This is a genomic window from Acidovorax sp. 1608163, from assembly GCF_003669015.1.
In the GTDB taxonomy this organism is placed as follows: domain Bacteria; phylum Pseudomonadota; class Gammaproteobacteria; order Burkholderiales; family Burkholderiaceae_C; genus Acidovorax.
The window spans coordinates 4,547,227-4,562,809 of the sequence record NZ_CP033069.1 but is presented as its reverse complement, the minus strand read 5'-3'; the positions used below and the strand labels follow the sequence as shown (position 1 = coordinate 4,562,809).

The following is a 15,583-nucleotide window of genomic DNA, read 5'->3' as shown; positions in this document are numbered from 1 at the left end:
ATGACCGCTGCTCTGCACCCCCCGTCTTCCGCCCCCAGTCCGAAACCCCTCTTCGTGCCCGCCCACACACCTGTCCACGAACGGCCCATCGTTGAAGCCAAAGGCCTGTGGAGCGTGTTTGGCAAAGGCAGCGAAGCCTTTGCCGTGCACCAAGACTTGGAGTTCATCGTGCAGCGCGGCGAGATGCTCTCGCTCGTCGGGGGCTCGGGCACCGGCAAAACCGTGCTGCTGCGCCAAATACTGGGCCTGGCCCGGCCCACGCGCGGCAGCGTCACCGTGCTGGGCCGCCCCGCGTCTGAAATGGGGCGCGAAGGCGCCGCCAGCCGCGTGGGCATGCTGTTCCAGCACGGCGCGCTGTTCTCGGCCTTCAACGTGCTCGACAACGTCGCGTTTGCCCTGCGCGAGCAAGGCACCCTGCCCGAAGAACTCGTGCGCGCCGCCGCCCTCGTCAAGCTGCAGATGGTGGGCCTCAAGCCCGAGCACGCCACCCGCATGCCGGCTGATCTGTCGGGCGGCATGGTCAAGCGCGTGGCCCTGGCCCGCGCCCTCATCATGGACCCGCCCCTGTTGCTGCTCGACGAGCCCACCGCCGGGCTGGACCCGAGCAGCTCCGACGACTTCTGCGCCCTGGTGCGCGAGCTGCGCTCGGCCCTGGGCCTCACGGTCATCATGGTCACGCACGACCTGGACACCCTCTTTGCCCTGAGCACCCGCGTGGCCGTGCTGGCCGATAAAAAAGTCATCGTCACCGGCCCACCGCACGAGGTGGCCCACTTCAAGCACCCGTTCATCGAACATTTCTTCATGGGCGAACGCGGCCAACGCGCCATGGCCCCGCTGCAGCCCACCGCTGTTGCCGATGCAGCGCCGGCCACCACCGCCGCACCCACGCCCGCATCTGTGCCCCACAAGGACCTCTGATGGAAAACAAATCACACGCCCTCGCCGCAGGCACCTTCGTCATCGTCGTGGCCGCCCTGCTGGCGGGCCTGGCCATCTGGCTCACCCGCGACAACGCCAACTATGAGCAATACGAGCTCTCCACCCGCGAAGGCGTCAGCGGCCTGCAGCCCCAGGCCACCGTGCGCTACAAAGGCGTGGCCGTGGGCAAAGTCACCCGCATCGGGTTTGACCCGCAGATCAGCGGCAACGTGCTCATCCGCATCGCCGTCAACGACAGCGCCCCCATCAGCCCCACCACCTTTGCCACGCTGGGCTACCAGGGCGTCACCGGCCTGGCCCACGTCCTGCTCGACGACTCGCCACAGCCCCTGACCCAACTGCCCCCCGGCCCCAGCGGCCTGCCGCGCCTGACCCTCAAGCCCTCGCCCTTTGGCCGCCTGGCAGAGCAAGCGCCCAACATCCTCGCCCAGGTTGAAGAGGCCACCCGCCGCATCAACCAACTGCTGGGCGACGAAAACCAGCAACGCATCACCCAGGCTCTGGGCAACATCGGCCAGGCCGCAGGCAGCGTCAACGCCCTGACCCAACGGATTGATGCCACCGTGCAAAACCGCCTCGACCCCGCCCTGGCCGCACTGCCGCCCCTGGCCACCGATGCCCGCCAGACCATGAAAGCCCTGCAGCAAGCCAGCAACAGCGTCACCGTCATGGCCAACGACATCCGCAGCACCACCCAGCGCCTCAGCGCCGAAGGCGGCGCCATCGACCAGCTCACCCACGGCACCCAGGTCATGGCTGCAGCGGCCGACAACTTCAGCCGCTCCACCCTGCCCAGCATCAACCGCGCCGCCGACGAAACCGGCCGCGCCGTGCGCCAAATGGGCCTGGCCGCCGCCCGCGTCAGCGACAACCCCCAACTCTTCATCTACGGCAGCGGCCGCCTGCCCCCCGGCCCAGGCGAGCCCGGCTTTGCCCCACCCCTGGCCAACCCCTGACCCACAAAGGCCCGCGCCATGCACACCACACCCGCCCACCCCTGCGCCCACCTGTCAGCCAGCTCTGCATTGGATGCTATTAAAAACATAGCTTCTGGCGCTCGATTGGCAAGCGCTGCAGGCACTTTTTGCTTGGTATTGCTGGCCGGCTGCAGCGCCCTGCCCGCAGCACCCAACCGCCCCGTGTCGTACGACTTCGGCCCCGGCCCCACCCAATACACCCCGGCCGACCGCCGCGCACCCCTGGCCCCCATCGCCCTGGCCGACGTGGAAGCCACCGGCCTGGTCGAAGGCAGCACCGCCGTGCAATACCGCCTGGCCTACACCGACGCGCAGCAACTGCGCCCCTACACCCTGGCCCGCTGGACGCAGCCCCCCGTGCAACTCGTGCAGCAATCCCTGCGCGCCCAACTGGGCCAGCGCCGCGCCGTGCTGCAAGACGCCGACGCCGCCGCCCAGGCCCGCGACACCGCCCGCGGCGGCAAACTGCCCGCCGTGCTGCGCATCGAGCTCGAAGAGTTCAGCCACCTCTTCACCAGCCCCACCGAAAGCACCGGCCTGCTGCGCCTGCGCGCCACCCTGGTAGACCCCACCCCCGCAGGCGAAACCCTGCTGGGCCAACGCATCTTCATCGTGCAAAAGCCCGCCCTGACGGCAGATGCGGCAGGGGGCACCCGCGCCCTGGCCGAGGCTGCGCGGCAGGTGGCGGTGGAGGTGGATGAGTGGGTGGGGGCGGCGGTGCGGTGAGCAGTGCTGCGCTGGGCAAATCAACGGGTGCCCGTACCGTCAGGGATTGCAACCACTTGAACATCACGCCGCCTGACCAATACACAGGGGCAAGCGGTGTGGCCGTGACCCATCACCGGATGGGCTGAAGTCGCCCCCACTGCCGGGGCTATAGGCTGCGCATTTGAAGCGTCGCAGTTAGGGCCGATAACAGCAGAAGTGACCTTCGAGCGGTGCTACCTGGGGCAGGCGTGGGACGAAGAGACCGGGCTGAGCTACAACCCGAACCGGTACTGCCACCCGTAGAAGAGTGGAACGCGCAGGCCAGGTTTGAAGGCTGGGACGTCGTACTCCAGCTCGCTAGGGCGCAATGAGCTCACCAACGACGGTGCTCCCGTCGCCAAGCACCACCCTGACGAATAGCCGACTGCGGGGCTTGAAGTGGGCGAGCTTGCCCGTCATGCTGTTGCCGCCAGCGCTGCGGAGCGCACCGATCTTCTTACCGGTTTCACTGCCCAGCAGCAATTCGCCCGTTGCGTCTTGGGTCGGTATCGGCTTTCCGTGGTCTTCCAAAAAGAACGTCATCGTTGACGGGGTCACAACCATCTCGAACGAAATTTCTCCCCCGACATCCACGACGCCGCCGTGTTTGGGCTTGGGGATTCCGTGTGCCGATGCGGCGCAGGCAAATAGCGCAATGAGCAAGCTGGTTGAGAGGTTACGTAAGTGGCGCATAGAGGTTCTTGGTCCCGCTGTGGGCCCTTCAAGGCAGCGGCAGGTTGGATCAGAAAGTTCGCAGGATGCGCTGCATGTCCTTTCGTTTGGCTTTCAGCAAGATGAATGGGTGTCGTTTGGCTGCAGAGGGTTGTTTGAGCCATTCGTTTGTGGAGTGTGCAGTGGCCCATGCGGCGCAACGGCCTCGTTGAAAGCTGTTTGACAGCTTGCTGTCGATAGCCTGCGGCTCCAGCGGTGATCTTGCCGCGAATGGAGACAAAATGAAATTCACTGCCTATAAGAAGTTAGTCCACGTTGGCTTAGGTGTAGGCCTGTCAACCGCTGTGCTTATTGCCTGTGGAGGCTCAGGCAATGACCAGCCCAAAGATATTCGAATGACTTGGTTCGGCATCACGAACTGGCACTATCAGATCGGTGATGCGGGTATCTTGGTCGATGGGGAAACCATCTCGGATTTTTCTGCCCAGCCCACGCCCAATGTTGCGTCGGTCACCAAGGCTTATCAAACCATCAAAAAGCACGGAAGCATCGACATTGTGTTGGTAGGCCACGAGCATGGTGACCACGGCGTGCAGGTCCCCGAGTGGGCCAAGCAGACAGGAAAGCCTGTCTACGCCCCTGCCGCAGTGTGCGCAGAGGTTTTGAAATACGGCATGCCGGCCAGCCAGTGCACATCGTTGAAGGGCGGCGAGACGATCAAGGTGAGTGACTCAACCACGGTTCGCGTTGTGCGCTGGGTGCACAGCGTCTCGGGCTGCACTGCCTTTAGCAATGGTACGGGGGGGCCAGAGACGTTCGGGTTCTTGATCTCCACCCAAACTTCTCAGCGAACAGATCCATTGCAGCTGTTCGTCTCGGACAGTGGCGCCGGTGGAAAAGAGCTGACTACACCCCGCGTTGCCAATGGCATCACCTATGGCTCGCCGCTGGACAATCTCAGGGCGGCCATGAAGGCTGCTGGCGCGAGCAGCCTGGACCTCTGGCAAGGTGGGCCTGAGTCTCGCGTCGTGACCCAGGCCCGCATCGTGGTACCTGAGTTCAAGGTGAAGACTTTCATGCCTCACCACTTGGGGGTGCGTGCCAATTCCGTGTCGGAGTTCAAGCTCGAGTATGGCCTTCACTTTCCGTACGATGCCAATGAACAACCTCTGCTCAGGGACTTCCTAAAAGCTGCCAATGTGCCTCAGATTGCCCCTGTCAATTATTGGGATGCATGGGTGCTTAATGCCCAAGGTGTGACCGTTGTAGACAGCGCAGATCAAAAAATGGTCTATGGCATCCCAGCCACGGGGCCAGGCCCTGGCAAGCAAGGCGAGAACCCGAGAGCTGGTCAGTTGGAGTGTGCGGGAGACTGATTCTCAGAGCTTGTCGGTGCACATCTGAGAAGGCAAGCAGAGTGCGAAATCTGCTTGCCTTCTTTTATGCCTGCGCACTTTTGCGGCCATGCTTTTGCTCGCCCCAGGTGCATGCATCAAACCTGCATTGCTTGTAGTGCCCGCATGGCCCAGAGCTCTGGTGGCCGCTCTATCTCAGCTCCGCGCGACCACAATGGCGCAGCTATCGCATTCCTACCAAACAAGGTGAGTGAATGCTCTTCGCTTGATAGGTGCTGACGCTTGTGGTGACTGCGCTTCGGGGTTGATTTGCAGAACTTAGCACTCGCATTCTTCATTCGGATGGCAACCCATCAAACTTCCCCACCAAAAAATCCACCAGCGCCCGCACCCGCGCTGGGATGAAGCGGCCGCTGGGCAGCAGGGCTTGCAGGGGGTAGGGCGGGGTGTCCCATTCGGGCAGCAGGCGCACCAGGGGGCTGTGGTGCAGTTCGTGGTGCAGGTAGGGCACGGATTTGTAGATGATGCCGTGGCCTGCGATGGCCCAGTCGCGGGCCAGGGCGGCGTCGTCGGCGGTGCGGTTGCCTTTGACGCGCACTTCGGTCCATTGCCCGTCGCGGCCAAAGCGCCAGGTGCGGGCGGGGCGGCCTGCGATGTGGAAGGCGATGCAGTTGTGCTGCAGCAGGTCTTGCGGGGTGGTGGGCGTGCCGTGGCGCGCCAGGTAGGCCGGGGCGGCCCACAGCATGGGGCGGGTGGTGGTGAGGGGGCGGGCGATGAGGCGCGAGTCGGCCAGGGGGCCGTAGCGCAGGGCGACGTCGACTTCGTCGCGGGTCACGTCCAGGGGCTGGTCGCTGACGCTCAGGGCCAGTTCTACGCCGGGGTGTCCGGCCAAAAACTCGTCAAACCACGGTAGCAGCAGGTTGCGCGCCAAGTCGGACGGAGCGGCCACGCGCAGGGTGCCCACCAGGGTGCCGTGGTGGGCGGTGGCCATGCTTTCGCCTTCGGCCAGCAGGTCAAATGCGCGCTGGGCGTAGTCGAGCAGGATTTGCCCCTGGGCGGTGAGGCGCATGGCGCGGGTGGAGCGTTCGAACAGGCGCGAGCCCAGTTGCCCTTCCAGCCGCTTGAGTGCGGCGCTCGCGGCGGCGGGTGTCATGCCCAGGGCGCGGGCGGCGGCGCTGAGGGTGCCGGTGCGTGCGGTGTGGGTGAGTACGTGCAGGTCGGCCAGGTTTTCGATTTTCATGGGCGGGCTGTGGGTCAGAGCAGGGTTTGGGCTGGGTGGATGGGGCCCTCACCCCATGCAGCCGTTCACGCAGAGCGCAGTCGACGCGCCGCGCAGGGCTTCGACGGGCTCAGCCCGAACGGATATTTCTAGTTCCGAGGTCCCGGATCGCTATTTTCAATTTTCATTTGAAATTGAATGCATTCAAAGCCGTCTTATCAATTGTGGTTTGCTTATCTACAGTGCCTGCATGGCTTGGGATGGGCCCGGCCAGTGATGAAGCGATGCAATGCCGTGTGCTCTGGGCGCCGTGTTGGCGCAGTGCGTGCCCGCAGCAATGCAATGAAAGGACTGTGATGAAAGCCGTTGGATACCGTGCAAATTGGCCTGTGGACCATGCCGAGGCGCTGTTGGATTTGGAGCTGCCTGCGCCAGTGCCGGGCGCACGCGATGTGTTGGTGCGGGTGAAGGCGGTGTCGGTGAACCCGGTGGACACCAAGGTGCGCAAGGGCTCGTTGCCGCCCGAGGGGCAGGCCAAGGTGCTGGGCTGGGACGCCGTGGGCACGGTGGAGGCGGTGGGCGCGCAGGTGTCGCGCTTCAAGGTGGGTGACCGGGTGTATTACGCGGGCTCTATCGCCCGCCCCGGGGCCAACAGCGAGCTGCATGCGGTGGACGAGCGCATTGTGGCGCTGGCCCCCCAGTCGCTGAGCGACGAGCAGGCGGCGGCTTTGCCGCTGACCAGCATCACGGCGTATGAGTTGCTGTTTGACCGCCTGGGCGTGACCAAGGGCGGCGGCGCGGGGCAGACGCTGCTGGTGGTGGGCGGTGCGGGCGGGGTGGGCTCCATCCTGATCCAGCTGGCGCGGCAGCTGACGCAGCTGCGGGTGGTGGCGACGGCCTCGCGTCCCGAAACGCGCCAGTGGTGCCTGGACCTGGGCGCGCATGTGGTGGTCGACCACTCGCGCCCGCTGGCGGCCGAGCTGAGGGCCGCTGGGGTGGAGGGCGTGGAGCTGGTGGCCAGCCTGACGCAGACGCAGCAGCACTACACGCAGCTGATCGAGGCCCTCAAGCCCCAGGGGCGTCTGGGCGTGATCGACGATATGCAGGGGCTGGATGCGATGCCGCTCAAGGGCAAGGCGCTGTCGCTGCACTGGGAGATGATGTTCACCCGCCCCATGTATGAAACGCCCGACATGGGCGAGCAGGGTGCGCTGCTGGCCGAGGTGGCTGCGCTGGTGGATGCGGGGCGCGTGCGCTCCACCGTGAGCACCAGCTTTGGCCGCATCAACGCGCACAACCTGCGCAAGGCCCATGCGCTGATCGAGACGGGCAAGGCGCACGGCAAGGTGGTGCTGGCGGGGTTCTGATCGCGCTGCCCCCCAAGGCTCCGTTGGGTGGTCTGCCTGTGCCGTGGGGCGCGGGCAGGCCGTGATGGAGCCGACCTCTTTGAACTTGAAATATCCGTTCGGGTTGCGCTTGTCGAAACCTTGTGCGGCGCTTCGACAAGCCTGTCCTGAGGTTCTATGGTTCCCGTCAAGTTCTGCCGGCGACCAGCGCGGGATCGAACAGAGCTTGCTGCTTGAACAGTGAGAAAGCCACACGCAAGAGCTTACGGGCAAGCACGACAAGCGCAGCAGTCGTGCTCAAGCCTTTGTCACGCTGAGCACAGTAATAGCCGTTCCAGGTCTTTGTGCGCGCCGCCGACATGGCCGCTGCGTACATCAAACGCCTTGTCTCCGGCCAGCCCCTCTTGGACAAGCGCCTTTGCCCCGTCTTCTTGCCAGAGTCATTGGGGCGCGGGTCAAGCCCGGTGAATGCGATCACAGCATCCGCACTGCGTGTTTGCAAACGCCCAAACAGCATTACCAGCAGCGACCCACAGATCAGGCCTAGGCCGGGCACAGACGTGATGCATTTGAACGTTTCTTGGCTTGCGGGATCGGCCTGAACGGTGCTGGCGAGTTGCTCGTCGATATGTTCGATGGCTTGCTGCAGAGCTGCCAGCACCGGCTCGTCCAGGCGCGCCAGGTCTTTGCTGTGGTTGCCCGCCTGCGCCAATGCACTGCGCTGGCGCACCAGAGTTGCCCGGTGGGCCAGGAGCTCGCGCAACACGGCTTGGCAAGCGGTGGGTGGCTGCCATTGGCGCAGTTGCGCGTGTTCACGGCAAATATAGCGTGCCAGCACGAGCGCATCCATCCGATCGGTCTTACCGCGCTGGCCAACGGACTGGGCGTAGCGGCGTGCATCCAGCGGATTGAGGACATAGACATGCAGGCCTGCGGCGTGCGCTGCCAGCGCAAGCGGCACGTGGTAGCGGCCGGTGGACTCCAGCGCCAGTACGCTTGCAGGGCGCAACGTGCGCAGCAGCAGGGCAATGCCCTGGGGTGTATTAGCAAACCGGCGCACGCTGGCCTGGCCCTGCACGGCCACGTCCAGATGGGCGCTGGCGACATCCACGCCGACAAACTCAGTAGCTTGTTGAGGGTTCATCGCTCAAAATACGAGCGCCGGGATGTGTCCTGCTGTCGGCGTGAGCTTGCAAGAATTGACGATCGGTGCTGCCAAGCGCAGCTTGCCCTCGTCAGGTTCCTTATCGACGCTCGGCGCAGGGATGGGGTAATGACTCAGTGTGTCGGTCGGTTGGGTCTGAAGCAACTGCCGATGCCTGTCGATGTCCCTGCATCCCGGCTCCTCGCCCTTTCTTACAGGTTGGTTGATGGGAGCTAAACCATACAAGCCTGTCGAAGGGCTCTGCGTGAACGGTTCTGCTCGGTTCGTGCCGGATCAATAGAATGGCCGCTCTCTAAAACCAAGATTACATGAGAGAGGGAACCGATGTTCATCGTCTGGGGGCGCAAGCTCGTCTATCGCAAGCTGGGCCATGTGGCCGATTTTTGTCCCATTTGCCGCAAGCCGCGGCCTTTTGCGTTGCAGCGCATTGGGTCTGCGGGGCATGTGTATTACGTCTCTGTGAGCCAGGGCGAGCTGGTGGGGTTTGAGCGCACCTGCCTGAAGTGCCACACCGTTTACAACGCCGAGCCCACCCATTACGCCAAGGTCGTGCCCAAGCTGCTGCCCTGGAACGACATGGTGCGCCAGACGTTTCCGAACCTGCACGAGGCCTGGGCCGATCGGCTGGCGCTGGAGCAGCAGGTGCGCGACAACCCGCACACCTTGTCGGCCCAAGACCGGCATGCGCTGATCCGCAATCCGTTTTTGCTGCTGTCGCCCAAGGTAGAGAAGCAGTTCGCCTCCACCCACATGGACAAGGAGGTGGGGTTTGCGCTGCTGGGGGCGGTGGCGTTGCTTGTCACGGTGCCTGCCATTGCGCACGTGATAGCGCCGGATGAGGGGGGCTTGGGCGTGCTGGTGGCCTTGGGCCTGGGCATTGCGCTGGTGGTGTGGCAGATGGCGATGACGGGAGGGCGCTTTATGCGCCGCCAGGTGGTGCCTGTGCTGGCCCAGTGCCTGCAGCCCTTGCAACCCACGCCCGGCGAGTTGCAGGCGGTGATGGCGGAGCTGAAAACCCTCAAGCACAAGATGGGCACCAAGTTGAAGCTGCCTGAGCTGTATGCGCAGTTGAAGATGAAGGCGCGGGGCTCTGCGGGCTGATGCCTTTGAATAGGTTCTTATTGAGTAGGCTTGAATCACCTTGAACCGTTCACGCTGAGCCTGTCGAAGCGCCGCGCAGGGCTTCGACAGGCTCAGCCCGAACGGATTTTTCAAGTTCAAAGATGCCGACCCCATAGCTCGCGCTGAGGCTGCACAGTCGCCACGCCCCAGGCACAAAAAAAGCCCGGAGCACTGGCGTGGTCCGGGCGTGGCGTCGCGGCCTTGGTGGTGTGTTGTGGTGGCAGTGAAGCCCGGCGCTTGCGCTGGGCGCTGAACCTTCAGGCCGTCATGAAGCCCAGGTCGGTGGGGTAGTCGGCCCCGCCAAAGTGGCTGAGGTTGGGCAGCACACCGGCCAGTTCGGTGTTGGCCACGCCAAACCATTTGGCCAGGGTGCCTGCGTACTGGTCGACCGAGGTGCTGGGCAGCAGGCGCCCTTGGCCCACGTGCCATTGGTCTGCGGCGTCGGTGGTGCTGTTGGTGTTGCTCACGGGCGGTGCCTTGCCATAAAGCGCCTTGCCCTTGACGGCGCCGCCCACCATGAAGTGGTGGCTGCCCCAGCCGTGGTCCGAGCCGTCGCCGTTGGAGTTCAAGGTGCGGCCAAAGTCCGAGGCGGTGAAGGCGGTGACCTTGTCGGCCACGCCCAGTTCGACGGTGGCGTCGTAGAAGGCGGTCATGGCTTCGCTCACGCGCTTCATCAGGGTGGGCTGCTGCGAGATGAGGTTGTCGTGCAGGTCAAAGCCGCCCAGCGACACCATGAACACCTGCCGCTTGCTGCCCAGGGTGCTGCGCGCACCGATGAGGCGCGCCACCATCTTGAGCTGATCGGCCAGCGAGTTGTTGGCAGGGAAGGCGGTGGCCAGTGTCACGCCCGCCAGGCCGCTGGTGATTTGCGATTCAGCGGTGACGGCGCGGGTGGTGATGCGGTTGTACTCGTTCTCCAGCACCTGGGGGCTGGTCTGCTGGATGAGCGAGGTGAGCGCCGAGCGCACGGCGGTGGAGCCGTAGACGTTGCTTTTGACCCCATTGATGGCAATGGCCCCGCCAGTGCTGACCTGGTAAGACAGGGCCGAATCGCCGGACAGAAACACCGCGTTGCCGGTGACCGAAATGCAGGTGAACAGCGAGTTGGTGTTGGACGACAGGGCCAGATCGCCCAGGTTGCCGCCCCAGCCTACGGTGGAGCCCTCGGGCGACGAGGACTGCCACACCGACTGTTGGTCGTTGTGCGAGAACAGCTTGGGCGGAATGGGGTAGAGCGCGCGGTTGCTGCTGTTGTATTGCGTGCGGGTGAGCGGCACGATGAGCGGGCCCACGTTGAGCTGTACGGCGGCCTTGCCGGTGTTGAACAGGTTGGCCATGCCCGTCATGGCGGGGTGCATGGCGTATTGGCGGCCAGCAGCCAGGGGCACGGTGGGGTTGAGCAAGGTAGCGGCAAGGTCTGCCTTGGGGATGGCTATGCCGCCGCCTGCCTGGCCGCTGCCGCCACGGATGGTGGCGTACTTGTTGTAGCTGTCGTCGTCGTAGGTGACCACGGTGTTGGCGTAGTCGTTGCCGCCGTACAGAAACACGCACACCAGGGCCTTGTAGTCGGTGGCGGTGAAGGCGGCCGCCTCGCCCATGGCGGCGAGGTTCAGGGCAAAGGGCAGGGCCGTGCCTGCCAGCCCCAGTTGGGTGGAGCGGCGCAAAAACGCCCGGCGTGTGTGGAGTTCGGGTTGGATCAGGTGCATGGGGGCCTTCTCTCTGTTCTCTTTTTTGCCGTTATTTTTGGACGAGGTACTCGGCCGAGGCCATGACCAGGAGGATGGCCGCTGCAATGCGGTTGAGCTTCACGGCCTCGGTGCTGGCCGCTGTGACGGGGGTGGCCTTGAGCGCATCGGCAATGAGCTTGATGTTGGCGGCCGAAAGCTGGCCTGCGCACATCAGCAGGTTGATGCGCGCCACCAGTGCGTCGGCGTCGGCCACGAGGGCCATCTCGTTGGGGTAGGTGGTCTTGATGTCGTAGCCGTTGTTGCCGTTGCTGGCGCTCTCGGGCACGTCGGGCGCATTGGCATAGATGCCGTTGCGAATGGCGTTTTGCATGTAGTTCAAGTAGCTGCCCACGCTGCTTTCGTTGACCAGCTGAAACTCGGGCGCCACCTGCCCGGCCGTGGCCAGGGCTGTAGAGGGCGGCACATACCCGGGGCGAAAGAAGTTGAACACCGAGGGCGAACGCAGCGGGCTTTGCGACAGGCGCGAGCCCGCGCTGCTGGTGTCGCCAATTTTCCAGTACCCGTATTGCGAGTTGACGCCAAAGGTGCGCGCCCATTGCACCAGGCGCAGCATGGGTTCGCGCAGCTTGCCAAAGCTGGGCTTGGTCAGGCCTGCGGGTTCGCGGGCTTCGTCGTCCATGAGGATGGCCATGACCACGGCCTGCAGGTCGCCGCGCACGCCTGCCCCGTTGTTGTTGAACTTGGCGGCCACGCGGCCCACATAGGCAGGCGAGGGATTGCTGGTGACCAGCCGCTGGATGAGCTGCTTGCCAATGAATGGCCCGACGTTGGCGTGGTTGAAGATGGTGTCCAGCGCCGTCTTGAGCGCGGCCGCGCCCGGTGTGCTGGCCGCAATGGTGGTGCCCAGGAACGTGGCGGCCAGGCTGGAGTGCAGCGACTCCTTGAGTGCCATGGGCAGCCGCGTGAAGTGGGTGCTGGGCACCACGCGCGAGCCACCGGGCACGGTGGCAGGCACGTTCTGCGTCTGGTCGTAGTCGTAGCCGGTAAAGACGCGGGCCAGGTTGGTGATGTCGGACTGGCTGTAGCTGTCGATGGGCTTGCCCGCGCCATCGGTTTTGGGCGTGCCGTCCTGGTTGAGTTCGGCCAGGCCGACGGACATGAGCTGCAGGATTTCTCGGGCGTAGTTCTCGTCAGGCTGGCGGCCGCTGGCGGCGTTTTCCTTCTGGTTGCCGCGCGTGTTCAGGTAGTACCCCATGGCGGGGTTCAGCGTCACGTCTTGCAGCACCTGGCGGTAGTTGCCAAAGGCGTTGGCCACCAGTTGGTCCCAATAGTGGGCCATGGCGTGGCTGCGCCAGTTGAAGTCCAGCCCGCTGAGCGAGACCACGCAGATCTCCGACAGCGCCAGGGCCACGCGCTTGCGCAGGCCGTCTGATGCCGTCATGAGCTGGCTCCAGATCATGTTGTCGGCGGGGTAGGTCTGGTCGTAGTAGTTGGTGGTGTCAGACACGGTGGCGTAGCCGCGCTGGGTGAGCCAGTCCCAGCCTTTGGTGCCCATGGGGGCTGCAAACTGCGAGTTGATCCAGGCCTCGTATCCCACGCTGCGCACGGCGGCGATTTCGGCGGGGGACGCACTGAACTGCGCTTGCAGCAAAAAGCGCGCGGCCTCCTGGTCGGTGGCGGCGGTCTTGTAGGTGTAAGGGCTGGGGGCAGGGGCCGGGCTGGGCGATGGAGACGGCGCAGGCGATGGGCTGGGGGCTGGTGTTGGCGATGGGGTGGGCGACGGAGCAGGAGTGGGCGCTGGTGTTGGCGTGGGTGTTGTGGGGCTCGGCGCTGGGGTTGGGGAGGGTGTGGGAACCGGTGACGGGGTGGGGGTGGTACTGACAGGCGGTGTCGCCGTGGTCGTACCCTCGCTACCGCCTCCGCAGGCTGCCAGCGCCACGCTGGCCATCAGTGCAGCCAGTGGTGCGCGGGGCACGGCGCTTACTTCCGGCGTTGGTGTCCCTTGCACTGCATGCGCCGCGTGTGCTGTGGCTTGGGGACGGCCCTCTGCTTCCTCTGCCGCCGTGGCGTGCAAAGGCTCCTCGTACGTTGTTGTTGTCATGGTGTGAGCAATCGTGGAAATGCTGAACAAAGTGTAAGAAGGCGGGCGGTTTTTGTGCTCGGTGAATGTGTGAGCAATGGATACGGCCGTTACGCTGGGACACATTCGAGGCGCCCTTCAGACACATCGGTGATACGTCTTTGCCCCTTGGGTGGGGGCTGGGCTGCAAAAAGCATTCCACCTGTCTGAGGCCGGCAGAGATCCCGGCGCTGTGGCCTACAGACACGCTGTGTTGTCCGGCAGCCCCGTAGGCCTGGGCCCACGCGGCCTGCGTGGCAGGGACTACGCGGGGCTGCTGCATCTGTTCGTACAGTGAATCCATCGCATCACGCAGATGTTCCGCGCATTTCGGGCGGATGGCGGAGGCGAGTTGTACGAAGGACGCAAGCCATGAACGAAGACACCATCAAGGGCAACTGGAAGCAATTCAAGGGCAAGATGGTCGAGCAGTGGGGCAAGCTCACTGACGACGATTTCGATGTGATTGCCGGCCGCCGCGAGCAACTGCTGGGCAAGCTGCAAGAGCGCCAGGGCCTGGCCCGCGAGGCGGCAGAAAAGCAGCTCAAGGACTGGCAAGCCCGCCACCCCACATTCCACTTCAACGACTGACCTGTGCCAGTCAACCCGTGCACAGCGCCCTGAGCGTGTGCACTGAGCGTATTGACAGGGCACGCAACCCCAGGGCTGCGTGCCCGCTCAGCGGCCCGGCCGCACCCCCATCCGTTGAATATTGAGGAGAAGCACCATGCAATTCAAAACCCATCTTTTGTCCCGCAACCTGATCGCCCTGTCTGCCGCCACCTTGCTGGCCACCTCTGCCATGGCCATGGGCCAGCCCGAATACAAGGCGGCCAAAGACCAGATTTCCGCCGACTACAAAGTGAACAAGCAAAAGTGCGATGCCCTCAGCGGCAACGCCAAGGACATTTGCCAAAAGGAAGCCAAGGGCATTGAAAGCGTAGCCAAGGCCGACCTGGAGGCGCAGTACAAGCCCAGCGACAAAACCGCCTACAAGGCCCGCGAGGCCCGCGCCGATGCCGACTACGCCATTGCCAAGGAAAAGTGCGATGACCTGAGCGGTAACGCCAAGGACGTGTGTGTGAAGGATGCCAAAGCCGCCCACGTGACGGCCAAGGAAAACGCCAAGGTGGCCAAGGCCGCCGCCAAGCCCGGTGAAACTGCCACCGAAAAGGCCGCCGGTGTGGCCGAGGCGCGCAAGGACGCCGCTGCCGAGAAGAACGAAGCCAACTACAAGGCCGCCAAGGAGCGCTGCGATGCCCTGGCGGGCGACCTCAAGTCCAAGTGCGTGGACGACGCCAAGCGCCAGTTTGGGCAGAGTTGATGGAAGGGCTGAGCTTGGTGCCCTCGCCCTGAGTTCGCCACGGGGCGCTTGACGTTGCAGGCCTTTGGGCTAGTGTGAACGCACCCCCCAACGGTCTGCAGCGATGGAATTTGTTACGGAATGCAAGCCTGCGTGGCCGTCCCCTGATTTGGGTCAAAACACGCCACGCCGTTGTACCTAAGCTGCCGTTTTTGTCACACACCGAGGAACAAAAATGGCTGCACTGGAATGGTCTGACGCACTGGCGCTGGATTTGCCGCTCATGGACGACACCCACCGCGAGTTCGTAGACCTGCTGGCGCAAGTCGAGCAAGCCGACGACGCCACCGTGGCGCAGCAATGGCAGGCGCTGGTGGACCACACCGAGCACCACTTTGGCCAGGAAGACGCCTGGATGGCAGCCACGCGCTTTGCCTCGGGCAACTGCCACACCACGCAGCACAAGGTGGTGCTGCAGGTGATGCGCGAGGGCATCGTGCGCGCCGAGCAGGGCGATCTTCAGCCCATCCGCATCATGACGGGCGAGCTGGCCCAGTGGTTTCCCCAGCATGCCCAGATGATGGACGCCTCGCTGGCCCTGCACCTGCGCCGCGTGGGCTTTGACCCCGTGACAGGGGTGGTGCATGCCCCCGATGCCCTGCCCGGCGAACTGATCCAGGGCTGTGGCAGCACCCACAGTTGTGCCGACCAACCTGCGGCGGCTGCAGCAGAAGCCGCCTGACGGGCGTTACCCCGTCTGCAAGAACCGCTCAAAGAGGCGGGTGCTATTGAATGCATAGCTGCTAGCGCTTTATCAAAAAGCCCTAGAGGCCAAAATGGCTTGAAGTCCTGCGGCCTTCGCATTTTCTCCACCTCCCATTCAGGCCCAGACTCTCCGTACCAGGAAGCGGACGGCCTCGGCGAGGCG

Annotated in this window: 14 protein-coding genes; 9 read left to right on the top strand and 5 right to left on the bottom strand. The window is 64.3% G+C overall.

What is annotated here, in order from left to right:
* The 3 genes from EAG14_RS20355 (at position 1) to EAG14_RS20345 (ending at position 2,645) form a co-directional block, all read left to right on the top strand.
* Entirely contained in the window at positions 1 to 921 is a 921-nt protein-coding gene (locus tag EAG14_RS20355; protein ID WP_240456858.1) for an ABC transporter ATP-binding protein, read from the top strand.
* On the top strand, positions 921 to 1,898 hold the full coding sequence (locus EAG14_RS20350; protein ID WP_121729956.1) for an MlaD family protein: 978 nt from the start codon (positions 921 to 923) through the stop codon (positions 1,896 to 1,898). Before EAG14_RS20355 ends, EAG14_RS20350 begins: the two co-directional genes overlap by 1 nt.
* A gap of 69 nt (positions 1,899 to 1,967) precedes the next feature.
* Positions 1,968 to 2,645, top strand: a complete 678-nt coding sequence (locus tag EAG14_RS20345; RefSeq protein ID WP_371414432.1) for a hypothetical protein — start codon at positions 1,968 to 1,970, stop codon at positions 2,643 to 2,645.
* 339 nt (positions 2,646 to 2,984) lie between these two features.
* Here EAG14_RS20345 and EAG14_RS20340 read toward each other — a convergent pair whose 3' ends face one another.
* On the bottom strand, positions 2,985 to 3,359 hold the full coding sequence (locus tag EAG14_RS20340; RefSeq protein WP_121729954.1) for a hypothetical protein: 375 nt from the start codon (positions 3,357 to 3,359) through the stop codon (positions 2,985 to 2,987).
* Positions 3,360 to 3,619: 260 nt separating this feature from the next.
* Between EAG14_RS20340 and EAG14_RS20335 the strand changes: the two genes are divergently transcribed.
* Positions 3,620 to 4,714 carry an MBL fold metallo-hydrolase gene (locus EAG14_RS20335; protein WP_240456856.1) on the top strand — a complete coding sequence of 365 codons (1,095 nt, stop codon included), beginning with the start codon at positions 3,620 to 3,622 and terminating at the stop codon, positions 4,712 to 4,714.
* A 313-nt stretch (positions 4,715 to 5,027) separates the two neighbouring features.
* Here EAG14_RS20335 and EAG14_RS20330 read toward each other — a convergent pair whose 3' ends face one another.
* A complete protein-coding gene (locus EAG14_RS20330) occupies positions 5,028 to 5,933 on the bottom strand; it encodes a LysR family transcriptional regulator (RefSeq protein WP_121729952.1) in 906 nt (301 codons plus the stop codon).
* Positions 5,934 to 6,268: 335 nt separating this feature from the next.
* Between EAG14_RS20330 and EAG14_RS20325 the strand changes: the two genes are divergently transcribed.
* Entirely contained in the window at positions 6,269 to 7,279 is a 1,011-nt protein-coding gene (locus tag EAG14_RS20325; RefSeq protein WP_121729951.1) for a zinc-binding alcohol dehydrogenase family protein, read from the top strand.
* A gap of 166 nt (positions 7,280 to 7,445) precedes the next feature.
* Here EAG14_RS20325 and EAG14_RS20320 read toward each other — a convergent pair whose 3' ends face one another.
* On the bottom strand, positions 7,446 to 8,402 hold the full coding sequence (locus tag EAG14_RS20320) for an IS110 family transposase (protein ID WP_121729950.1): 957 nt from the start codon (positions 8,400 to 8,402) through the stop codon (positions 7,446 to 7,448).
* Between the two features lie 345 nt (positions 8,403 to 8,747).
* Between EAG14_RS20320 and EAG14_RS20315 the strand changes: the two genes are divergently transcribed.
* Positions 8,748 to 9,524, top strand: a complete 777-nt coding sequence (locus EAG14_RS20315) for a hypothetical protein (protein ID WP_099742801.1) — start codon at positions 8,748 to 8,750, stop codon at positions 9,522 to 9,524.
* Positions 9,525 to 9,802: 278 nt separating this feature from the next.
* On the opposite strand, the gene EAG14_RS20310 is transcribed toward EAG14_RS20315, so the two are convergent.
* Together EAG14_RS20310 and EAG14_RS20305 are read right to left on the bottom strand one after the other, a co-directional pair.
* Positions 9,803 to 11,251 carry a DUF1501 domain-containing protein gene (locus EAG14_RS20310; RefSeq protein WP_121729949.1) on the bottom strand — a complete coding sequence of 483 codons (1,449 nt, stop codon included), beginning with the start codon at positions 11,249 to 11,251 and terminating at the stop codon, positions 9,803 to 9,805.
* Between the two features lie 31 nt (positions 11,252 to 11,282).
* Positions 11,283 to 13,334 carry a DUF1800 family protein gene (locus EAG14_RS20305; protein ID WP_121729948.1) on the bottom strand — a complete coding sequence of 684 codons (2,052 nt, stop codon included), beginning with the start codon at positions 13,332 to 13,334 and terminating at the stop codon, positions 11,283 to 11,285.
* A 390-nt stretch (positions 13,335 to 13,724) separates the two neighbouring features.
* Between EAG14_RS20305 and EAG14_RS20300 the strand changes: the two genes are divergently transcribed.
* From EAG14_RS20300 to EAG14_RS20290, 3 genes are all read left to right on the top strand, one after another.
* Positions 13,725 to 13,943, top strand: coding sequence for a CsbD family protein (locus tag EAG14_RS20300; protein ID WP_099657560.1), 219 nt, complete (start codon positions 13,725 to 13,727; stop codon positions 13,941 to 13,943).
* Positions 13,944 to 14,079: 136 nt separating this feature from the next.
* Complete coding sequence (locus tag EAG14_RS20295) at positions 14,080 to 14,676, top strand: hypothetical protein (protein ID WP_121729947.1); 597 nt, start codon at positions 14,080 to 14,082, stop codon at positions 14,674 to 14,676.
* A 214-nt stretch (positions 14,677 to 14,890) separates the two neighbouring features.
* On the top strand, positions 14,891 to 15,397 hold the full coding sequence (locus tag EAG14_RS20290; protein WP_121729946.1) for a hemerythrin domain-containing protein: 507 nt from the start codon (positions 14,891 to 14,893) through the stop codon (positions 15,395 to 15,397).
* Positions 15,398 to 15,583 lie beyond the last annotated feature (186 nt).

Bases quoted from the DNA above. Each gene is read 5' to 3' on its own strand.
- EAG14_RS20355 (WP_240456858.1), top strand. From the start codon at position 1: ATGACCGCTGCTCTGCACCCCCCGTCTTCCGCCCCCAGTCCGAAACCC.
- EAG14_RS20350 (WP_121729956.1), top strand. From the start codon at position 921: ATGGAAAACAAATCACACGCCCTCGCCGCAGGCACCTTCGTCATCGTC.
- EAG14_RS20340 (WP_121729954.1), bottom strand. From the start codon at position 3,359: ATGCGCCACTTACGTAACCTCTCAACCAGCTTGCTCATTGCGCTATTT.
- EAG14_RS20335 (WP_240456856.1), top strand. From the start codon at position 3,620: ATGAAATTCACTGCCTATAAGAAGTTAGTCCACGTTGGCTTAGGTGTA.
- EAG14_RS20330 (WP_121729952.1), bottom strand. From the start codon at position 5,933: ATGAAAATCGAAAACCTGGCCGACCTGCACGTACTCACCCACACCGCA.
- EAG14_RS20325 (WP_121729951.1), top strand. From the start codon at position 6,269: ATGAAAGCCGTTGGATACCGTGCAAATTGGCCTGTGGACCATGCCGAG.
- EAG14_RS20320 (WP_121729950.1), bottom strand. From the start codon at position 8,402: ATGAACCCTCAACAAGCTACTGAGTTTGTCGGCGTGGATGTCGCCAGC.
- EAG14_RS20315 (WP_099742801.1), top strand. From the start codon at position 8,748: ATGTTCATCGTCTGGGGGCGCAAGCTCGTCTATCGCAAGCTGGGCCAT.
- EAG14_RS20310 (WP_121729949.1), bottom strand. From the start codon at position 11,251: ATGCACCTGATCCAACCCGAACTCCACACACGCCGGGCGTTTTTGCGC.
- EAG14_RS20305 (WP_121729948.1), bottom strand. From the start codon at position 13,334: ATGACAACAACAACGTACGAGGAGCCTTTGCACGCCACGGCGGCAGAG.
- EAG14_RS20300 (WP_099657560.1), top strand. From the start codon at position 13,725: ATGAACGAAGACACCATCAAGGGCAACTGGAAGCAATTCAAGGGCAAG.
- EAG14_RS20295 (WP_121729947.1), top strand. From the start codon at position 14,080: ATGCAATTCAAAACCCATCTTTTGTCCCGCAACCTGATCGCCCTGTCT.
- EAG14_RS20290 (WP_121729946.1), top strand. From the start codon at position 14,891: ATGGCTGCACTGGAATGGTCTGACGCACTGGCGCTGGATTTGCCGCTC.